This window comes from Methylotuvimicrobium sp. KM1 (genome assembly GCF_044788715.1).
In the GTDB taxonomy this organism is placed as follows: Bacteria; Pseudomonadota; Gammaproteobacteria; order Methylococcales; family Methylomonadaceae; genus Methylotuvimicrobium.
The window spans coordinates 1,880,719-1,901,058 of the sequence record NZ_CP173170.1; the positions used below are offsets into that span (position 1 = coordinate 1,880,719).

Below are 20,340 nucleotides of genomic sequence, written 5' to 3' on the forward strand. Positions count from 1 at the left end.
TTATGAAACACCTTAAATTAAGGCGGTTCATTGTCGCTTCGGTCAGCGGTTACTTGGTATGGGGTTGTTCTACTAATGCCTGGGCTTTAAATCTTAATTTCAGGCCCAGTGTTTTTTTACAAGAAGTTTACTCGGACAATATTAGACTCGCACCGAAAGGCGAGGAACAAAGCGCTTGGGTAACCGCGATTACGCCCGGTTTTTTTGTTAACGGTCAATCGGGCCGCTATAATTTAAATCTGAATTATCGATTGCAAGGTATATATAATGCCGGCGGCGATTCCGGCATCGATTTAAACCATCAATTACAATATAACAGCAACTACATTCTTTCGCCGGGACGATTTTTCGTTCAGTCCCGTAGTTCCATTAGCCAGCAAAATATTTCCAATACGCGGATCGTCAGCGATAACTTTACCGGTGATCAAAGCAATACTTCAACGATTTCTACATTTGGGATTGCTCCGACATGGACCCCAAGGTTTGGAAGCTATGCTAACGGGTTGGCTCGAGCCAGTTACGATAGGGTGAGTTCCAGCGAAGGGCCTTTATCCGATACCGATAGTTTTTCGCAAAATGTCATGCTGAATAGCGGCAGGTATTTTTCGAAAGTGGGTTGGCGTTTAAATTTCAATAATAGAATCAATCAAAACAGTAGCGGAGAGGACATACGCTTTCAAGATTCCAATGCTTTACTCCGATACAATTTGAACAGAAAATTTAGCTTGATCGCGCAAGGCGGCTATGCAAACAACGATTTTCAGTCGACCACCGGGTTCAGCCGAAACGGCTTTTATTATAATTTCGGCGGGCAATGGAGGCCCAGTCAACGATTCAGCGTATCGGCGGGATATGGGAATAACTCCTATGTCACGGTTTTCTTTTCGCCGTTTCAACGTTTACAAGCATCCGTGACCTATCGTAACAACGATATCGGCACGAATACCGGCGATGTCTGGCAAGGCAGTCTGCGTTATTTTACCCCGCGATCAGTAGTTAATTTAACCTACAACGAGGATACTACCACGGTTCAGCAGGTGTTGATTCCTCCCGAGGAGGATGAATCCGGCAACCCGATAACCGATCCTATATTGTTTAATCCCGCCAATCCAAGTTTGATCGATGACGTTTTTGTCAGAAGAAGAGGCCAGCTATCGTATTCCTACCGCACAGGTAAAAGCATTCTTAGTGCGAATGTTTTCACCGAAAGAAGAACCTTTCAAGAGAGTCAAGTCAAGGACGAGGTTTATGGTATCAGAGGAACTTGGATGTGGAATTTTATGCCCAGAACCAATACCTTTTTAAGTTCCGGTTATCAGGTGACCGACACCGACTTTTCAACGGACAACCGTTTCGACATGGCTTTTCGAGTGCAAAGAAGCATCTTGCGGCAATTGAACGGTAACATTGAATATCGTTATATCAATCAAAGTTCAAACACTAACATCAATAGTTTCGATGAAAACCGCGTTACATTGAATTTGATGGCTTTTTTCTAACTTTAAACGATAATTGGTCTTTAAATGGAGAATAATAAAATAACGAATGCGATGACCGTGGATGTAGAGGATTATTTTCAAGTCTCCGCGTTTGAGAAAACAATTGCCAAATCCGACTGGGAAACATTGCCGCAACGGGCGGATTACAATACGCATCGTTTCTTGGATTTATTCGAAAAGCACAATATCAAAGCGACTTTTTTTACTCTCGGTTGGGTTGCCGAACGGCATCCGGCATTGATACAAAGAATCGTCAAGGAAGGTCATGAACTGGCCTGTCACGGTTATGATCATATTCGGGTCACCGAACTCGATCCCGAACAATTTCGACGAGACATCGTAAAAACCAAAAAAATGCTGGAAGATATCGGCGGCCGGGAAGTGATAGGCTACCGGGCGCCGAGTTATTCGATCGGCGCGAGCAATCCTTGGGCGCACAATATTCTCGCTGAAGCGGGATTTCGATACAGTTCCAGCGTCTATCCGGTCAAGCATGATTTATACGGCATGCCGGAAGCGCCGAGGTTTATCTACGAACCGATTGCGGATAATAATTTCAAGGAAATTCCGATTACCACGTTACCATTAGCCGGTAAGAATTGGCCGTGCGGCGGCGGCGGTTTTTTCAGGTTTTATCCTTATTTTTTATCTAAATGGGCCTTTAACGCCATTAATCAAAAAGAACATCAGGCCGGAATTTTTTATTGCCATCCTTGGGAAATCGACCCCGAACAACCGAGACAGAAAAACGTGAGTTTCAAATCGAAATTCCGGCATTATTTGAATCTCGATAAAATGGAAGGGCGCATCGTCAATCTGCTCAACGATTTTTCCTGGGATACGATGTCGAATGTTTTTCTTGATAACCATTCGCGCCGATAAACCGGTTTTATTTTTCTTATATCTTATACAATGCTCAAATTACTGGACTCAAACAACTATAACAAATGGGACGCCTTCGTAGAGCAGCAACCGGACGCCACTTTTTTTCATCTGTCCGGCTGGAAAGACGTCATAGAACGCGCCTTCGGCCATAAAACTTATTTCTATTACATCGAAAAAAACGGGAAAATCACCGGCATATTACCGTTGGCCCAAATCAAAAGTCCGCTGTTCGGGCATGCCTTATGTTCGTTATCGTTTTGCGTTTACGGCGGTATAGTCGCCGAGGACGAAGAAAGTTATGCCATGCTCGATCAAGAAGCCTGCCGTTTGGCCGAACAATTGAACGTTGATTATCTGGAAATGCGAAACCGGGTTCAAAAATCGCCGGAGCGTCCTTATAAAGAACTCTATGTAACTTTTCGAAAGACGCTCGATCCGGATCCTGAAAAGAACATGCTGGCGATCCCGCGTAAACAACGTGCGATGATCCGAAAAGGCATCAATGCCGGCTTGGTGAGCGTTATCGACCAAGACGTCGAACGTTTTTATCAAGCGTATTCGGAAAGCGTCAGAAACCTCGGTACGCCGGTTTTTTCCAAAAAATATTTCCAAATTTTGCAGGATGTATTTAAGGATCAATGCGAGATATTGACGGTCGAAAAGGACAGTCAACTGATTGCCAGTGTCATGAGTTTTTATTTTAAGGATGAAATACTGCCTTATTACGGCGGCGGTAACGATCAGGCTAGATCGGTGCAAGGTAACGACTTCATGTATTGGGAAGTGATGCGACGGGCCGTCGATAAAGGCGTAAAGATATTCGATTACGGCCGCAGTAAAATCGGCACCGGTTCCTACCGTTTTAAGAAGCATTGGGGCTTTGAGCCCGAACCGTTATTTTACGAGTTCCATTTAGTCAAGGCCGATCGATTGCCCGATATCAATCCGTTGAATCCGAAATATCGATTATTTATCGAGGCCTGGAAACGTTTACCTTTGCCGGTCAGTCGGGTCGTCGGACCTTGGCTATCAAAAGATTTAGGGTGATGCATGAGGGAAAATTTATTATTTCTGGTTCATCGTATTCCCTATCCTCCGAATAAAGGCGATAAAATCCGCTCGTTTCATTTTCTAAAGGCGTTATCGCAGCAGTATCAAATCTTCTTGGGTAGCTTCATCGATGATCCCAACGATCGGCAGTACGCCGACACGGTCAAAAGTTACTGTCATGAATCCTGCATCGAATCGCTAGATCCGTTGCAATCCAAAATCAAAAGCCTTACCGGGTTATTGACCGGCAAGGCCCTAAGTCTGCCTTATTACAAGAATCCTAAGCTCCAGCAATGGGTGAATGACGTCATCGAGCGCCATCAGATTCGCAAAGTGCTGATTTTTTCGTCGGTCATGGGGCAATATGTCCTTAATCGAGAAGATTTGACGCTAATTGCCGATTATGTCGACGTCGATTCGGATAAATGGCGGCAATACGCCGAGAAAAAGACTTGGCCGGAAAGCTGGATCTATCGGCGCGAGTCCGAACGCTTGCTCGAATTTGAGAAGCAATTGATCTCTCAAGCCAAAGCTGGTTTTTTTGTTTCCGAACAAGAAGCTAGTTTATTTAAAACCTTGGCTCCGGAATTCGAGGCTCGAATCGGTTCGGTCAATAACGGCGTCGATACCGATTATTTTTCGCCGGATCATGCATTCGACTCGCCGTATCGCCCGGAAAGCCAAGTATTAGCGTTTACCGGCGCGATGGATTATTGGGCCAATGTCGATGCGGTTAAATGGTTTGCCGAAAAGGTATTTCCTGCCATTCGGAAAAAACACCCCGATACCGAATTTTATATTGTCGGTTCCAAGCCGACCAAGGACGTGTTGTCGCTCGCCCAAATAGACGGTGTGGTCGTGACCGGTAGTGTGGACGATGTTCGCCCCTTTATCGCGCATGCCGATTTGGTCGTTACACCTTTGCGTATTGCCCGAGGCATTCAAAATAAAGTCTTGGAAGCAATGGCCATGGCTAAACCCGTCATTGCGACATCGATGGCGATTGAAGGCATTCCGGTCGATGACAGTTTGAATGTCGCGATAATCGACGATGAACAGCCGTTCGCCGATCGAGTTTGTGAGGCGCTTGCCCAAGGTAAAGGAGGCAAGCGGTCGGAAGGCAATCGGCAGTTCGTGCTGGAGAATTTCAGTTGGCAAACGTCGGCCGACCGATTGATCGAGTTGATCGGTTGATCCTATAAACCTAAATTCGGCAGTTCAACCATGATGCACATGAAGTTAATGAAGCATTTCAAGAGATTGCCTACTCCCTTTGTACCCAAAAAATGGTTAACTTTATAAAGGTATGGGGTGTGGCTAGCGAGGATGTCGGCAGCAGGGCAGATTTTTGCTCCTCGGCAATTGCTGAGTTACAAGGATGTAACGAATGCAGAAAATGCAGGAGCATTTTTCTGCCCTGCATCGCCTAAAGCGCCTACTGTTGGTGCCCTAATACACGCCATCCTTGGCGTTTAGCCGCCGCTAAGCCCCCATGGATGGGTTTACGGCGTTCCTCGACAGGCATACCCCGCACCCTGAACACGGAGAAATTTCTCAAACTGAGAATTGCTGATGCGTACCCTGTCTGACTAACAAAGGGAGGTTTGCGTCACAAGTTAGAACTCTATGCTGTATTCGTTTTCAAGCAACTTGGCATGAGCCGCTGCGAGCCTTGCGATAGGAATTCTAGGTGCCGAACATGAGACATAATCCAGTTTGATATGATGGCAAAAGCGGATCGATTCCGGATGTCCGCCTTGTTCGCCGCAAATACCCACTTTGATATCGGGCCGGGTTTGTCGCCCCAATTCAACTGTCATTTTCATCAATTGACCGACACCCTTAGCGTCGAGCACTTCAAACGGGTTATCCGCTAGTAGCCCGGATTCGTTGTACAAGGGCAGGAATTTATTTTCGGCATCTTCCCTGGAAAACGAAAAAGTCGCTTGCGTCAGATCGTTGGTACCGAACGAGAAAAATTCGGCGACATCGGCCAGTTTTGCCGCGCGCGTGCAAGCCCTAACGGTTTCGACCATTGTGCCGAATTTGAATTCCAAGTCTATGCCATACTGTTTTTCGACCTCTTTTTGAATTTGATCGACGTAAGACTTAACTTTTATCAATTCCTGAACGGTAATGACTTGAGGCACCATGATTTCGGGCAAAATCGGTTTGCGTTGCTTAATACATAGCGCTGCCGCTTCAAGAATCGAGCGGATCTGCATTTGGTAGATCTCAGGGTAGGACATACCCAGTCTGACGCCTCGATGGCCGAGCATCGGGTTCACTTCGTAGAGCTCTTTGACCTTACTCAGCATCAATTCCTTTTTTGCGATCGCTTTGTTGATGACCTCTTCGTTCAGATGATTGAACGGCGACGGCAATAAGGCATGTGAACCCAAGGTGTCGAGTGTAACTTGTTGACCTTGAATCATGATTTTATATTGATTCAAGGCCCGGATTTCATCTTCCAATTGATGTTCGCCGGGCAGGAACTCATGCATCGGCGGGTCCAGCAGGCGGACCGTGACCGGATAAGGTGACATGGCCTCAAAAAGTTCTTGAAAATCGTCGCGTTGAATCGGGAATAACTTGGCTAAAGCTTCCTGGCGCGCTTCCTTGTTGCCGGCAAGAATCATATCGATAACGAGCGGCAGGCGGTCGGAGGCGTTAAACATGCGTTCGGTGCGGCATAAACCGACTCCTGTAGCCCCATAGCTTGCGGCCAAGCGGGCGCGTTCCGGCGTATCGACATTGGCATGCACTTCCAATTCGGCAACTTCATCGGCCCAAGATAACAGGGTTTTCAATTCTTCCGAAAAAGAGGGTTCGATCGTGGGGATTCTACCTAAAAAGATCAAACCGGTACTGCCGTCGATTGTGATCATATCGCCTTCACGGATATGCAATTCGCCTATGACGGCTTGACGCGAGCGGACATCGATTTTGATGTCCTCGGCGCCGGCTACGCAAGCCTTGCCCATGCCTCTGGCCACAACGGCGGCATGCGAAGTTTTCCCGCCGCGACTGGTCAGAATGCCTTGCGCGGCAAAAAAACCGTGAATATCCTCGGGCTTGGTTTCTTCTCTCAGTAAAATGACCGCTTCGCCCGCACGACCTAATTGTTCGGCCGTGTCGGCTTCGAATACGCATTTACCGCAGGCTGCGCCCGGCGAGGCCGGTAAGCCTTGTGCAACCGCTTCGGCTGTTGAATTAGGGTCGAGTTGCGGATGCAAGAGTTGTTCAAGCAATTCGGGGTTGATCCGCAATAAGGCGCGATTTTTGTCGATCAAGCCTTCGGCAACCATTTCGACCGACGTTCTGACCATCGCAGTCGCATTCATTTTGCCGTTACGCGTTTGCAGGCAATAGAGTATGCCTCGCTCGATCGTGTATTCGTAATCCTGAACTTCTTTGTAATGGGTTTCGAGTTTATTGCGTAATTCGACCAGTTGTCGGTAAAGATCGGGCATTTCATTAGATAGTTCGTGCACCGGTTTCGGAGTGCGAATGCCGGCAACGACATCTTCGCCTTGCGCATTGACCAAATATTCGCCGTACATCTCATTGGTGCCGGTTCCCGGATTGCGTGTAAAGCCGACCCCGGTCGCGCAGTCGTTGCCCATGTTGCCGAATACCATCGTCACGACATTGACGGCGGTGCCATTGGCCATTTTCGGAGTGATATGGAATTCCCGGCGGTAATCGACCGCGCGTTTACCCATCCATGAATTAAAAACCGCTTTTATCGATAGTTCCAGTTGTTCATAGACATCTTCAGGAAAGGGTTTTCCGGTTTCTTCATGAACCACTTGCAGGAACAGTTCGCTGATTTGGCGTAAATGTTCGGAGTCAAGACCGACATCGGCTTTAATGCCGGCTTGTTTCTTGATGGCATCAAAATGCTGATCGAATTTTTCGTCGTCAATACCCAAAGCGACCTTGCCAAACAGTTGAATGAAGCGCCGATACGCGTCATAGGCAAAACGCGGGTCGCCGGTTTGATCGATCAAACCGGCTAGGGTTTGTTTGTTGAGACCAAGGTTCAAAATCGTATCCATCATGCCCGGCATCGATATCGCCGAGCCGGAACGTACCGAGACTAGTAAGGGGTTGTCGCGGCCGCCGAATTGTTTTTCGGTTTGCGTTTCGACTTCGGTAATGTGAGCTTTGACTTCATCCATTAAGCCGTCGGGTAAGCGCTGGTTGTTTATATAATCTAGGCAGGCGGTCGTGGTTATGACAAATCCTGGAGGAACGTTGAGTCCGATTTGCGTCATTTCGCACAGATTCGCGCCTTTTCCGCCCAATAGCATTTTGTTTTTGCCGTCGCCTTTTTGGAACGAGTAAATATATTGTTCAGTCATGGTAGATCCGTATTTGAGCTGATGGAAAAAAGAGAGGGTCTTTGAGTGTCTTTAGCATACGGTAATTCGCAATAAATTAAAAAGCGTTTCTAACAGGGTTCATGAGGGATTTAACATGCGCGGCAACACTCTCGGCCAAAGCTTTAATATGATAACCGCCCTCCAATACGGATAAAACTCGGCCCTTAGCGCTTTCTTCGGCAATGGCTTTTATATGTTCGGTGACCCACTGGTAGTCTTCCGTAGTTAGCCGAATGCCGGCTAACGGATCGTCTTGGTGAGCGTCGAACCCTGCGGATATCAATATCAGATCAGGCTTGAAATGTTGAACCGCCGGTAAAATAATCGAGCTGTACAGCTGTCTGAATTCGGTGCTGGAAGCCCCAGGATGCAGCGGCACATTTACGATGTTGCCGACGCCGGTTTCCTTGGGGTGCCCCGTGCCGGGATAATGGGGCATTTCATGAGACGAAGCGTAGAGTATCTGAGGTTGTTTGTAAAACGCAGCTTGTGTTCCATTGCCGTGATGTACATCGAAATCGATGATCGCAATCTTGCCGACGGAATAATGCAACCGTGCATATTCCGCCGCGATGGCAATATTATTGAATAGGCAAAAGCCCATCGGTCGATCGGGTTCGGCATGATGTCCGGGCGGGCGAACCGCGCAAAAAGCGGAAGTCGCCTGATGTGTGCAGAGTTTATCCACTGCATCGCAAACGGCAGCGACCGCGAGTAAGGCGGCGGTCCCGGAGCCGGGAGAGAGGATGGTGTCGTGATCGAGCGCATGCAAGCCCTGGTTGGGAATGCTGTTGAGAATGCCGTCGATCATAGCTGGACTATGAATTAACGCAACTTTTTCTTGAAGATCGTCACGCCATTTAGGTTGCACCCGGATCAAGCGCTTAAAATTCGGCGCGTTTAAGGCTTCGTCGATTGCCAGCAGCCTAGCGGCGCATTCAGGGTGGCCGGGGCCGGTATCATGCTCTAAAAAGGCCGGATGTGTGTAGTACAGTGTGGGCATGCGTTTTAGTTCTGACGATAAATAATTGCTTAGACTTTTTTGTTAGCAGTGAATAGTGAATAGTGAATAGTGAATAGTGAATAGTGAATAGTGAATAGTGAATAGAATTGGCGAAATAAGACTTATTGTTATTGACTGCTAAATCGGTAAAGCTATGGTCAATATCTCAAGTACGTTGCTCAGTTGTCGAGTTTTGGGTCATTTCGAACATTGTTCGATCCGGTTTGCCTTGGATATAGGACGCTCCCGGGTCGATAATAAATTGACCGCGCATCGCGGTTCTACCCAGCAGCATACGGAATTTCATATTGTCGCGATTGGTTAGAGTCAGTTCTGCTGTGATCAGTGAAGTGCCAAGAAGAAGTTCGGTTTCAATCACATAACGGCGACTTTTGTGTCCGCCGGAGTCGGTCACCATGCGCAGATCTTTAACTTGAGCATGGCATTCGATGACCGTATCGATGCGATGTTGGTCGGGGTGAATGTTGAACATGATCCAATGATCCTTGCCTTTTTTATAGGGGTCGATATAAAAGGCGTGTAAAGCCGAAGTGCGAGCACCGGTATCGATTTTGGCTTTTATCCGGGGGATATTTAAACCCGGCAAGGCCAGCCATTCTCTCCAGCCTAATTTTGGCAGTTCAACGAATTCTGAAGTCATGGTGTCTGATTCATCAAAAAGCCCCGGTATCAAAACCGGGGCTTATGGTTGCCGGCTACTGAGCCGTGGTTCCGTAGTGAGTTTCAATATAGCGTTCGACCAGCGCTTGAAATTCCTCGGCTATATGATCGCCTTTCAAAGTGACTGTTTTGACACCGTCTTCATAAACCGGAGCGACCGGAGTTTCTCCGGTGCCGGGCAAGCTGATGCCGATACTGGCATTCTTGCTTTCTCCGGGGCCGTTTACGACGCAACCCATGACCGCGACTTCCATTTCTTCGACGCCGGGATATTTAGTGCGCCAAGACGGCATACTGACGCGCAGATAATTTTGAATTTCCATCGCCAATTTTTGGAAATAGTCGCTGGTCGTTCTGCCGCAACCGGGGCAGGCGATAACCATCGGGGTAAACGAGCGAAAGCCCATGGTTTGCAAAATTTCCTGTGCGACAACGACTTCTTGAGTTCTGGCGGTGCCGGGTTCAGGCGTTAGCGAGATCCGAATCGTATCGCCGATACCCTGTTGCATGAGGACGGATAGGGCAGCCGAAGAGGCTACGATACCTTTCGAGCCCATGCCGGCTTCGGTTAGACCTAGGTGTAATGCGTAATCGCAGCGTTTACTCAGGTCTTGATAAATGCTGATTAATTCCTGAACGTTGCTGATTTTACAAGACAATAAAATTTTGTTGGCGGGTAGGCCTATTTCCTCGGCGCGGGCTGCGCTTTCGAGTGCCGAGACGATGATCGCTTCTCGAGTAACGGCAGGTAGTTCGTCCGGATTTTCTTTTTGTCTGTTTTCATCCAAAAGGCGCGTTAAAACCGCTTGATCCAGACTACCGCCGTTAACGCCGATTCGAACGGGCTTGTCGTAGCGGCAAGCGAACTCGATCATTTGTTGAAATTGCGGGTCGCGGTTTTTACCGCGTCCGACATTCCCGGGATTGATGCGATATTTATCTAAGGCTTCGGCGCAGGCGGGGTATTTTTCGAGTAATTTATGTCCGTTAAAATGGAAATCGCCGACGATCGGAACGGTAAAACCTTTTTGATTGAGTTGGTTGCGGATTTCGGGAACGGCTTTAGCCGCGTCTTCGGAGTTGACGGTAATCCGTACGATTTCCGAGCCGGCCTTCGACAGTTCCATGACTTGGTTGACTGTCGCTTTGATATCGGCGGTATCGGTATTGGTCATCGATTGAACGACGATTGGCGCGCCGCCGCCCACTTTGATGTCGCCGATTTGAACTTGATGGGTAATTTTTCTTGGGCTGATTGACATAGACTTAAATCTTTATGGAAATGGTTGACATTATCTGAAAGAATGATCGCAATTATACTCTATACGGACAATTCTAAAGAGTTAAATCGTGAAGATTAATTATTTTTCTGATGTTCATTTGGAATTCGGCAATTTACAAACACCAAGCAATGACGCCGACATCATCATTGCCGCCGGCGATATTGGTGTAAATAAACAAGGTGTGGATTGGCTGAAATCCTTCAACAAACCGGTCATTTATGTGGCCGGTAATCACGAGTTTTATACCGGGGAATATCATGACGTGCTGAAAATGCTACGAATGGAATGCGCTGGAAGCCGAGTTCATTTTTTGGAAAATAACATCTTCGTTTATCAGGATGTCAGGTTTGTGGGGTGTACGCTGTGGGCTGATTTAATGATTGACGGGGTGGAGACTGCTGAGGCGTTAGGCAAAACCTTGAATGATTTTAGAAAAATCACTTATAGCGGTCATGCTTTCGATATTGAAAGCTTTTATAAATTACATCAGCGATCGAAACAATGGCTTGAAGCCGAATTGCGACGGCCATTCGACGGCAAGACCGTAGTAGTGACACATCATGCGCCGACTTCATGGAGTTGGAACGATTCGCCATATGCGTTGAAAAAGTTTGCTTATTGCAATGATTTAAAAGCCTTTTTACATGAGTACGAGGTAGCGGCTTGGTTTCATGGTCATGTGCATAGCATAAGCGACTATCGTATCGCCGGCGCTCGAATACTTTGCAATCCAAGAGGTTATATGGGGCGTAAAACGGTTGACGGTTTTGATGTGAATAAGGTCGTTGAGATTTGAAGGCTGTGTGTGGGGGTAAGCGGTAAGTCGTGAAGGGGAAGTGAAAGCATTCTTTCCCTTTCTGGATCTTCACCGAAATTTGAAATTCTGCTTTCGGCAGCTTCCGCATCGACGTATTTGCCCTAGGTTAGCGATCATCTGTTTTTCCCGGTCTTGGGCTAATTCATGTTACATATTCAATTAATCATCTATAATGATGTTTTATCGAATAAATTAAGAGAACTTGTTTATGTCTGCAGTGATTGAAGAAAAAACATTTCGAGGTTTGCGAGAGGTTGCCTTATTAGGTTTGGCGGCCTGTGCATTGTTCTTTTTAATTTCACTCGTCACTTTTAGTAATGAAGATGCCGGCTGGACCCATAGCGGCACCGGGCAAGGCATCAATAACGCCGGCGGCATGGTGGGTGCCTGGCTGGCCGATTTTACGCTCAGCGTTTTCGGATTGATGGCGTATTTGTTTCCGATCATGATAATTCGCCAAGCCTATTTGATGTATGTCGGAAAAAGCCGGGAAACCGCTAAACTGAGCATTGCGGTTAGTTGGTTAGGGTTTATCGCTACCTTGATGGCTGGAACTTCATTGATCTATCTGCATTTTCTGAGAATTCGCATCGATTTGCCCGGTTCGACAGGCGGCATTTTAGGCCAGGAAACCGGGGATATTTTTGTGTTGGCGTTGGGAGATTCCGGTGCGACCTTAATGTTATTGGCGATTCTATTGGCCGGTGTGACGCTATTTACGGGCTTGTCTTGGTTTAAATTGATGGATGGCGTGGGTAAATACACCTTACTGTTTTTTCGTTGGTTAGGCCAAGGACTGTTCGGGGTGCTACAAAATCAATATGAAAGACGGGTCGCGGAGTCTCCGGTTTCGGCCAAGCCTCGTGAAAAATCGAAAGGAAAAATCCTGAAAAAAACCAAAGCCGCTCCAGTAGTGGATTTGCAAGAAGAATCGTTTGTTCCACCAAGTAAAACCAAGCAAAAGAAAATCGATTTTAGTAAGGTTTCAGAAGGCGAATTGCCGCCTTTATCTTTGCTCGACGAACGCAATATTCGAGTCAAAGGTTATTCGCCAAGCGAATTGGAGGATATGTCCCGTTTGGTCGAGGAAATACTACAGGATTTCAATGTCGTGGCCGAAGTGGTTGCTGTCCATCCCGGTCCGGTAATCACTCGTTTCGAATTGCAACCGGCGGCCGGCGTTAAAGTCAGTCGAGTCAGTAGTTTGTCGAAAGACCTTGCTCGTGCGTTATCGGTAACCAGCGTTCGTATCGTCGAAGTCATTCCCGGCAAGCCTTATATCGGTCTGGAGATCCCGAATCAAGAACGCGAAATGGTGACTTTACGCGAATTGTTGGCTTCGCAAGGTTTCGAGAAAGCTAAATCGCCGCTGACCTTGGCGATGGGCAAGGATATTTCCGGTGCGCCGGTCGTTGCCGACCTAGGCAAAATGCCGCATGCTTTGGTGGCCGGTACGACCGGTTCCGGTAAGTCGGTTGCGATCAATACGATGATTTTAAGCCTGCTGTACCGAGCCACGCCGAAAGAAGTTCGAATGATCATGATCGATCCGAAAATGTTGGAACTGTCGGTTTACGAAGGCATTCCGCATTTATTGACGCCGGTCGTGACCGATATGAAAGAGGCCAGTAATGCCTTGCGTTGGGCTGTCGCCGAAATGGAGCGCCGTTACAAGTTGATGTCCAAGATGGGGGTCAGAAATCTGGCTGGTTTCAATCAATTGATCAACGATGCCGATGCGAAAGGTGAAAGCATACGCGATCCGTTTTTTGTGTTGGAGAGACCGCTCGAAGAGGGCGAGGAATTTCCGGTTTTGACGACCTTGCCGAGTATCGTTATCGTAATCGACGAACTGGCCGATATGATGATGATCGTCGGCAAAAAAGTCGAGGAGTTGATCGCAAGATTGGCGCAAAAAGCCCGGGCGGCCGGCATTCATTTGATTCTGGCGACGCAACGGCCGTCGGTCGATGTCTTGACCGGTTTAATCAAGGCCAACGTGCCGACTCGGATATCGTTTCAGGTGTCTTCGCGCATCGATTCTCGAACCATTTTGGATCAGGGCGGGGCGGAAACGTTATTAGGCAACGGTGATATGTTATTTTTGCCCTCAGGAACCAGTATTCCCATTCGCGCGCACGGTGCGTTCGTCGACGATCACGAAGTGCATCGTATTGTCGAGTTTCTTAAAGAAACGGGGCCTGCCGATTATTTGGACGAAATTACCCAAGAGCGAAGCGATAATAGCGATGGGTTCGGCGGGCTTTCCGATACTGATAGTGAAACCGATGCGCTTTACGACGAGGCGGTTCAGTTTGTTACCGAAACGCGTAAGGCGTCGATATCCAGTGTGCAGCGCCGTTTTAAGGTTGGCTATAACCGTGCGGCTCGCATGATTGAGGATATGGAGGCGGCAGGTGTCGTGAGTCCGGCGGAATCTAACGGTTCGCGCGAAGTATTGGCGCCACCGCCGCCGAAAGATTGATGTTGCGTAGAGCTCGAAAATGAATATAGCACTGGTTGGCGGTTTGATTTTGATCGTTTCCCTCGTCGGAGGCTGGTTGTTGTCGGCACAAAAAAAATCGGAAGAAAAACCGATCAAGATTATGCTCTTCATGGTGTATTTCTGGCTGTTGTTTTTTGTTCAACTGGCCATTTTGGCGATCGTCTATTACTACGATAAAAAATATGGCCTTGAATGGGTTATCAGCTAATGCCATTTAGTGTTTTATCCACGGCAACAATCGACCCCTTTATCCTAAATTTGGCTGTTTAACCATGTTTGATGATTTTCAGGGTGTAATACTTTTTCTAAATTACTGTGAAAGGTCGTAGATTTAGACTCATTATCTAATTTTTCGATATACAAATCTCCGTTCTGGCAATTCCGGTTCCGAAGAGGGTGCGGTTGCTCGCCCGACAAGCGTCGGCGGCAAGGCAGATTTTTGCTCCTCGGCAACTGCTCCTGCGTTGCTCTAATACACGCCATCCATGGCGTAATGCAAAATCTGCATTCATGCCATCCTTGGCAATCAGTCGCCGCCGTCGAGCTTACAGGGACGTATTCACCCAGCCCCTAAATTCCATAGCCCATCGGTCATGGTTAATAGTCTTACTAATTTAGGGGCTGGGTCCTGTCGGGCGAGTGATCGCACCCTCCGCCACTAGAGAGCGTTTATTTGCCGGGGCGATGGCCAGGCCTTCATGAACGTTACGTTTTATGTAGCCTTTCTTCTTTCGGATTGCTTTGCAATAGCCCATAAAACATGTTCTTTGACTAAGTCGGACGGGTGCTCGAGCTTGGCTTTCAGGGCCGAAACGATCGATTCCGAATAAGGGGCGTTACCGAGCGCGACCGCAATATTTCTTAGCCAGCGCTCGTGACCGATTCTTCGTATCGCCGAACCTTCGGTATATTTCAGAAAAGTCGGTTCGTCCCATTCAAAAACTTCGAGTAATTGCCGGCTGTTGAGTTGCTGTCTGGGATTGAAATCTTTTTCGTCGGTCAAGCGGGCGAAGCGGTTCCATGGGCAAACGATCTGGCAGTCGTCGCAACCGTAAATTCGGTTGCCGATCAACGGTCTTAACGGTTCCGGAATCGATCCGTGCAATTCGATCGTCAAGTATGACACGCACAAGCGCGCGTCGACTTGATAGGGTGCAACGATCGCCCGTGTCGGGCAGATGTCGAGGCACGCCATACAACTTCCGCAATGATTGCCGGCTTTTGTATCGGGCGGCAGAGCTAAATCGGTATAAATCTCGCCGAGAAAGAACCAAGAGCCGGCCTTACGATTGATGACATTGGAATGCTTGCCTATCCAGCCCAGTCCGGCTTTCTCGGCCAACGCTTTTTCGAGAACCGGCGCGCTGTCTACGAACACCCGGTAGCCGAAGTCGCCGATTTCGTTTTTAATCCGGTCGGCCAATTTTTGGAGGCGCTGTCTCATTAACTTGTGATAATCCCGGCCCAAGGCATATCTTGAAATATAAGCGGCTAGTGGTTCCTCAAGGTTGCGATTCATCGCTGCTGGAGGCTCGGGCAAATAATCCATGCGCACCGAAATAACACTGCGCGTTCCCGTCTGTAAAACGGCAGGCCGGCTGCGTTTGAGTCCGTGCCGCTGCATATAATCCATTTCGCCGTGAAAACCTTTGTCCAACCAATGATTGAGATGGGCCTCTGCTTCGGCCAAATCGGTGTCGGCGATGCCGACTTGTTGAAAACCCAATTCCAGACTCCATTGTTTGATCCGTTGAGTCAGGGAAGAAAGCTGGTTTATGTTTGTTGTAGTCATTGATGATTGCGCTATTCACTCGATTGCTTTGAGTTTAATGGTTTAACAGGCTCGTGTGGGTTTCTGTTCCTGTCAGGTGCTTGCACTGTTGATGCTCGATTAGAATTCGTGTTCTGAAGGTGTTTCGAATATACTGCAACGGATGGCATCAATTGATGTGATGCGAAATTTTTTTTCGAGTTGGTAGGATTAATTTCAGCCACTTAGCTTTAATTTAATTTCCGGTCGATTTTGTATTGCCGGGTAATTAAAACTTTATTGAATAGTATCTAAATGCGATTGAACAAGTACTTTATATCCATGCTGCCGATGCTGGCGGTCGGTTGTGCCGGTTTAACCGGACAACAGGCGGCCGCTCCGGTTGAACCGTATTATAAAACACCGGTTCCGCAACCGCCGAAGCCTATCGTCAAAGAAAAGCCTGTTGCGCCGCCGGAAGTCAAAACCCCTCCATTAGAGCCGTCGGCTCCTCCGGCATGGGCAACTCCTGCCGAAAAAGTGCAATCGACTCAATTGAGCCCGGTTGCAATTGCGATGATTTCCGATGCAGATCGAAGCGCCGGTGCGGGTAATCTGGATTCGGCGGCTGCTGTTTTGGAGAGAGGGCTAAGAATCGAGCCGAGAAACGCGACTTTGATTTATAAATTGGCTGAAGTTCGTCTTAAACAAGCGAAGCCTAAACAAGCCGAGGACTTGGCTAAAAAATCGGCGATATTGGCGGGTTCCGATAGCAGGTTAAAAAAACGTTGCTGGCTCTTGATCGCCGAAGCAAAAAAAATGCAAGGGGATTTGGCGGGGGCTATGGATGCGCGATTGAAAGCCGAAAATTTGTAAATGATAGTTGAAAGTTCGATTAGAGCTTTCAACTTCGCAAAACTATGTTGATCGGCTAGTACCCAGTCATTTTTACACTGTCGGGTAAAAATCGTTTAGCTCAGCGTAAATCCGCTCATCCTTCGACAGGGTTCTCCTGAGCGCAGCCGAAGGGCTCAGGATGAACGGATTTGCTTTTACCCGTGAAGACAAGATTGGCTGAGTACTAGGGTATTAATTTTTAAAAGAGCAGTTCATTAAATCATTGAGGCTCTAAACTGCCCATCCTTTGCGTTCAGGTCGATCGCTATTTGAGTACTTGAACTGCTCTTCCGGAGTTGAGGGTTGTTGCTACACAATGCCCGACTTGTTTCTACTCGGCGCGATTGCGGCGAAAAACGTTCAGACTTGCTAAAGCGATTCCGAACAGAACCAATGCGCCGGGAAGCGGAACCGGAGCAGAAAAGTTGCTAATTGTTGATTGAGCTGAACCAAAAAGGCTGTCCAATGATGCTTGGCGAAAACCGAATACATCTCCAAGCTGAACATTAAATTCAAAAACACCAGATTGAGTTAAAGAGCCTCCATCTGCCGATAAAGCATATTCAGTGCCGTTATGGAGAAAAGACAACGGATCCCATTCGGCTGATTCATCGGTTGTTTCATAAGACCAATTGAATGAGAGCATGCCGGTAGCATCCGCGCTTATTGTAAAGTCGATAGTTGCAAAGAGTTCTTCCGGATCAATGGCGTTATCGCCTCCAATCAATGTAATGGAGTTTGGTGCATTGTTAAGGTCGATAGAGGCATCGGATCCTGGGGTAATCGCAGTTTGCCAATTACTAACATCATAATAGCCCTCGAAACTAGCGTTTGCCGGCGAGATAACGATCATAGTGCCTGCGATTATAAATGATTTAAATAGCTTTATTTTATGCTTCATGGTGATAATCCTTGTTATTGAGGTCAGAAGAATAGATTTTTGATATATTAAGCAAAATTGTTGCCTATATGTTAATTCTATTTAAAAACAATTGCTTATGTTTTAAAAGAAAAAAGGAAGTTGATTGTTTGTAAAAATAGCTGACAAATTATCGGCACCTTGTTGTTTTTTAAAATTATTGAGTCGTTGAGCTAATATGAAATATCTTTATGCGCATTGTTCCAAGAAAAGCCCAATCAATTGGGTAAAGCAACTCGCTCTTTTATCCTAAGACGCCCGAAAAATCTATTTGTCAGCAAATGGTTTGTTAATGCTTAAAGCGCTATCAATTTATGAAAAAAATAGAACTTATTTGAAAAATACAATATTATCTAAGAACCTTGAAGATTGGTTTTTTTCATTCTATAGATTTTAATATGGTAGGAAAATATTTAATTATCAATGGTTAATCTATTTTTGGTTTATATGTTTTTTTATCGTGGGTGTTGCGACAGCAGGGAACTACCGTCAGTATCTGATTTCAGGTTTTCTTGATTAAGTTTAACTATCCTAGAGGGTTCAGGTGTTTGGACTCCTCGACAGGCAATGTCTCGCGCCTTCATGAAGATGAACGATTCCGTGTGCGAACGAATTTGGTAAACAAATGCTTGAAAGGTATTCGGCATATCTCGGGATAAGTGTAAATAAAGTCGACAATCCCGATTTTCGTTAATGCTAGTCTACGTGAGTCGTGGTCCTAAAATTTAATTTTTTATAAAAGACAGGGTCCGAGAATTTTTCTTTATTCTTTTTGAATGGGTTTAACTATGAAAAAAATGATTATGCTTGGGATTTTCCTATCTGCCGGGATGGCTGGCGAGGTTGCCGCTGACTGTGAACCAACGACAAAACTTTCGCCTACCGCCTTAACTACTCTTTTAAGGGGTAATACTGTTTGTGCTCAAAAGGCTAATGGCGATAAATGGCAGGAATTTCATGAGCCAAGCGGAAAGTTATTCGACTATAAGAAAGGCCCGAACGATCCGATTGATCCGACTAAAGAATTAGGAATATGGGAATTTGCCAGTCGAGGTCAGATTTGTTACCGCTACGGTGGCGGTGCATTTAATTATTGTTACTCTATTCATAAAGTACCCGATCAAGAGCTTTACCAGTTTTGCAATACAAATGGTTTGGACGTAACGGCAAGCATTGTACCGGGAAATAATGGCTGCGGATTTAATTGAGGCGGTTTTATAAAAATTGATAACGGGCCATTCTTACCGCTACGCTAGTAGGTATGAAAGATCAAAAAATCAAAGTCGCTCCCGGCCTAATAATTCCCAAGATCTCGAATGCTTGTAATGAGGCATCCAGCGTTAAAGGCTTAATCGATTCGTCGCTTAGGCCTAATGTCTCCCAGGCTTCCGGCAGATAGGTCGGGTTGAAGTCTTCGAAGTCATAGGTTTTTACCGAGCAAGGCTCGATACTCGCGGCGATTTTAGCCGCCACATGCAGGATGCAAGCATCCTGAAGAATATCGGTTGCGTTCATCGGATCGGTTTGCGCGGCGACCAATTGCCAAATGCTGCTCGGTAATTTCCATTCCTTCAATAATTCGGCGCCGAGTTCTGCATAGGTAAAACCGAAAATGCGTTGCTCGGCTTCGGCGACCGCATCCTCGCCTTGGTCTTTAAAACTCAAGGCTTCGCCGGCTTTTTCCGGAAACTGGCTAAACAAAATCAACTTGCCGATGCTATTTAATAAGCCGGCGATGAAAAAACGTTCGCGCTCCCTTCTCTTACATTGTTCTGCCAATAGTCGGGCCAATACGCCGCAGGTGATGCTGTGATACCAAAACGTCTCCATGTCGACCAAGTCTTCCGGAATGTCCTGAAAGGTTGATGCCACCGACGTCGCGATAACTATATTTCGTAATTCTTGCCGGCCAATCATCGAAATCGCGCGAGAAACCGTATCGACTTTTCCCGGAAATCCATAAAAGGCACTATTTACCAATTTTAACAATTGGGCCGTCAATGCCGGGTCGTGAACGATGATTTCTTCCAATTGATCGTTGCTGGCTTTATCGGAGCTTAGGAGTCCATTGACGCGCAATGCAACATCCGGCAAGGTATATAAAGAACCGACTTTTTCGATCAATGACTTAGGTACCATAATGCTCTCTCGAACTTTGTTTTTTAAAGTGATGATAAGTATAGGTGCTCTAGTAAATTTTGCGTAATTATTCACATCCCCCTATCGTTCCCACGCTCCAGCGCTCATCGTTATACATAAGTCAAAAATTACTGTTTTGTAATCTTAGCTAATGAGGCTTCGATACCATTTTTTGTCGCCCAACGTTCCCGACTTCGAAATCGCGATCTGGGGATCGCTCCCACAGTGCATCCGCCCCCTTGTGGGAGCGACGCCTTCGTCGCGATTTCGAAGCCACTGATGTTCAATATCCGCAGATTTATCAAACAGCACCGTTTCCAGGTATACGATGACCTCTGTTTAGCAAGTTTGCCGATATTTGTGTATAACGAAGAGCGCAGAGCGTGGGAGCGATAATTACGCGGGACTGAATGGTTCGACTTTGTCATGTTTAAGTATTTGAATATTTTCGTGTCTTTCGTGGACAAAATGCTTTTTATGAGTTTAAGGGGGTAAAATAATTTGCACAGGCAGAATAAACCAT

At 46.8% G+C, this 20,340-nt stretch carries 16 protein-coding genes; 9 read left to right on the forward strand and 7 right to left on the reverse strand.

All coding sequences use genetic code 11. From position 1 onward, the window contains the following. Window positions 1-2 precede the first annotated feature (2 nt). Genes ACINK7_RS07975 through ACINK7_RS07990 form a run of 4 tightly spaced genes read left to right on the forward strand, consistent with a single transcriptional unit; the run spans window position 3 to window position 4,628 of the window. Window positions 3-1,499: a TIGR03016 family PEP-CTERM system-associated outer membrane protein gene (locus ACINK7_RS07975; RefSeq protein ID WP_404360804.1), complete on the forward strand. Its 1,497-nt coding sequence runs from the start codon at window positions 3-5 to the stop codon at window positions 1,497-1,499. Between the two features lie 24 nt (window positions 1,500-1,523). Further along, window positions 1,524-2,381, forward strand: a complete 858-nt coding sequence (locus ACINK7_RS07980; RefSeq protein ID WP_404360805.1) for an XrtA system polysaccharide deacetylase — start codon at window positions 1,524-1,526, stop codon at window positions 2,379-2,381. A gap of 30 nt (window positions 2,382-2,411) precedes the next feature. Beyond that, window positions 2,412-3,431, forward strand: a complete 1,020-nt coding sequence (locus tag ACINK7_RS07985; protein ID WP_404360806.1) for a FemAB family XrtA/PEP-CTERM system-associated protein — start codon at window positions 2,412-2,414, stop codon at window positions 3,429-3,431. 3 nt (window positions 3,432-3,434) lie between these two features. Then, window positions 3,435-4,628 (forward strand): TIGR03087 family PEP-CTERM/XrtA system glycosyltransferase, encoded by a 1,194-nt coding sequence (locus ACINK7_RS07990; RefSeq protein WP_404360807.1) that lies wholly within the window; start codon window positions 3,435-3,437, stop codon window positions 4,626-4,628. Between the two features lie 422 nt (window positions 4,629-5,050). Here ACINK7_RS07990 and ppdK read toward each other — a convergent pair whose 3' ends face one another. From ppdK to ispG, 4 genes are all read right to left on the reverse strand, one after another. Further along, entirely contained in the window at window positions 5,051-7,801 is a 2,751-nt protein-coding gene (ppdK, locus tag ACINK7_RS07995; protein WP_404360808.1) for a pyruvate, phosphate dikinase, read from the reverse strand. Between the two features lie 76 nt (window positions 7,802-7,877). Beyond that, window positions 7,878-8,825: a histone deacetylase family protein gene (locus ACINK7_RS08000; RefSeq protein ID WP_404360809.1), complete on the reverse strand. Its 948-nt coding sequence runs from the start codon at window positions 8,823-8,825 to the stop codon at window positions 7,878-7,880. 166 nt (window positions 8,826-8,991) lie between these two features. Beyond that, complete coding sequence (locus tag ACINK7_RS08005; protein WP_404360810.1) at window positions 8,992-9,486, reverse strand: ATP-dependent zinc protease; 495 nt, start codon at window positions 9,484-9,486, stop codon at window positions 8,992-8,994. A 55-nt stretch (window positions 9,487-9,541) separates the two neighbouring features. Beyond that, the gene (gene ispG, locus ACINK7_RS08010) at window positions 9,542-10,768 is read right to left on the reverse strand and encodes a flavodoxin-dependent (E)-4-hydroxy-3-methylbut-2-enyl-diphosphate synthase (protein ID WP_404360811.1); all 1,227 of its coding nucleotides are present in this window, start codon (window positions 10,766-10,768) and stop codon (window positions 9,542-9,544) included. Window positions 10,769-10,856: 88 nt separating this feature from the next. On the opposite strand from ispG, the gene ACINK7_RS08015 reads away from it, so the two are divergent. The 3 genes from ACINK7_RS08015 (at window position 10,857) to ACINK7_RS08025 (ending at window position 14,320) form a co-directional block, all read left to right on the forward strand. After that, a complete protein-coding gene (locus ACINK7_RS08015; protein ID WP_404360812.1) occupies window positions 10,857-11,585 on the forward strand; it encodes a metallophosphoesterase in 729 nt (242 codons plus the stop codon). Window positions 11,586-11,814: 229 nt separating this feature from the next. Further along, entirely contained in the window at window positions 11,815-14,091 is a 2,277-nt protein-coding gene (locus ACINK7_RS08020; protein WP_404360813.1) for a DNA translocase FtsK, read from the forward strand. A 19-nt stretch (window positions 14,092-14,110) separates the two neighbouring features. After that, entirely contained in the window at window positions 14,111-14,320 is a 210-nt protein-coding gene (locus tag ACINK7_RS08025) for a hypothetical protein (RefSeq protein WP_341325288.1), read from the forward strand. A 504-nt stretch (window positions 14,321-14,824) separates the two neighbouring features. Here the strand turns inward: ACINK7_RS08025 and queG are convergent. Then, window positions 14,825-15,904, reverse strand: a complete 1,080-nt coding sequence (gene queG / locus ACINK7_RS08030) for a tRNA epoxyqueuosine(34) reductase QueG (protein WP_404360814.1) — start codon at window positions 15,902-15,904, stop codon at window positions 14,825-14,827. 273 nt (window positions 15,905-16,177) lie between these two features. Here queG and ACINK7_RS08035 point away from each other — a divergent pair, with 273 nt between their 5' ends. Next, window positions 16,178-16,738 carry a tetratricopeptide repeat protein gene (locus tag ACINK7_RS08035; RefSeq protein WP_404360815.1) on the forward strand — a complete coding sequence of 187 codons (561 nt, stop codon included), beginning with the start codon at window positions 16,178-16,180 and terminating at the stop codon, window positions 16,736-16,738. 352 nt (window positions 16,739-17,090) lie between these two features. On the opposite strand, the gene ACINK7_RS08040 is transcribed toward ACINK7_RS08035, so the two are convergent. Beyond that, on the reverse strand, window positions 17,091-17,660 hold the full coding sequence (locus tag ACINK7_RS08040; protein ID WP_404360817.1) for a PEP-CTERM sorting domain-containing protein: 570 nt from the start codon (window positions 17,658-17,660) through the stop codon (window positions 17,091-17,093). A gap of 806 nt (window positions 17,661-18,466) precedes the next feature. On the opposite strand from ACINK7_RS08040, the gene ACINK7_RS08045 reads away from it, so the two are divergent. Next, window positions 18,467-18,886 carry a hypothetical protein gene (locus tag ACINK7_RS08045; protein ID WP_404360818.1) on the forward strand — a complete coding sequence of 140 codons (420 nt, stop codon included), beginning with the start codon at window positions 18,467-18,469 and terminating at the stop codon, window positions 18,884-18,886. Between the two features lie 61 nt (window positions 18,887-18,947). On the opposite strand, the gene ACINK7_RS08050 is transcribed toward ACINK7_RS08045, so the two are convergent. After that, window positions 18,948-19,817 (reverse strand): HDOD domain-containing protein, encoded by an 870-nt coding sequence (locus ACINK7_RS08050; RefSeq protein ID WP_404360819.1) that lies wholly within the window; start codon window positions 19,815-19,817, stop codon window positions 18,948-18,950. Window positions 19,818-20,340 lie beyond the last annotated feature (523 nt).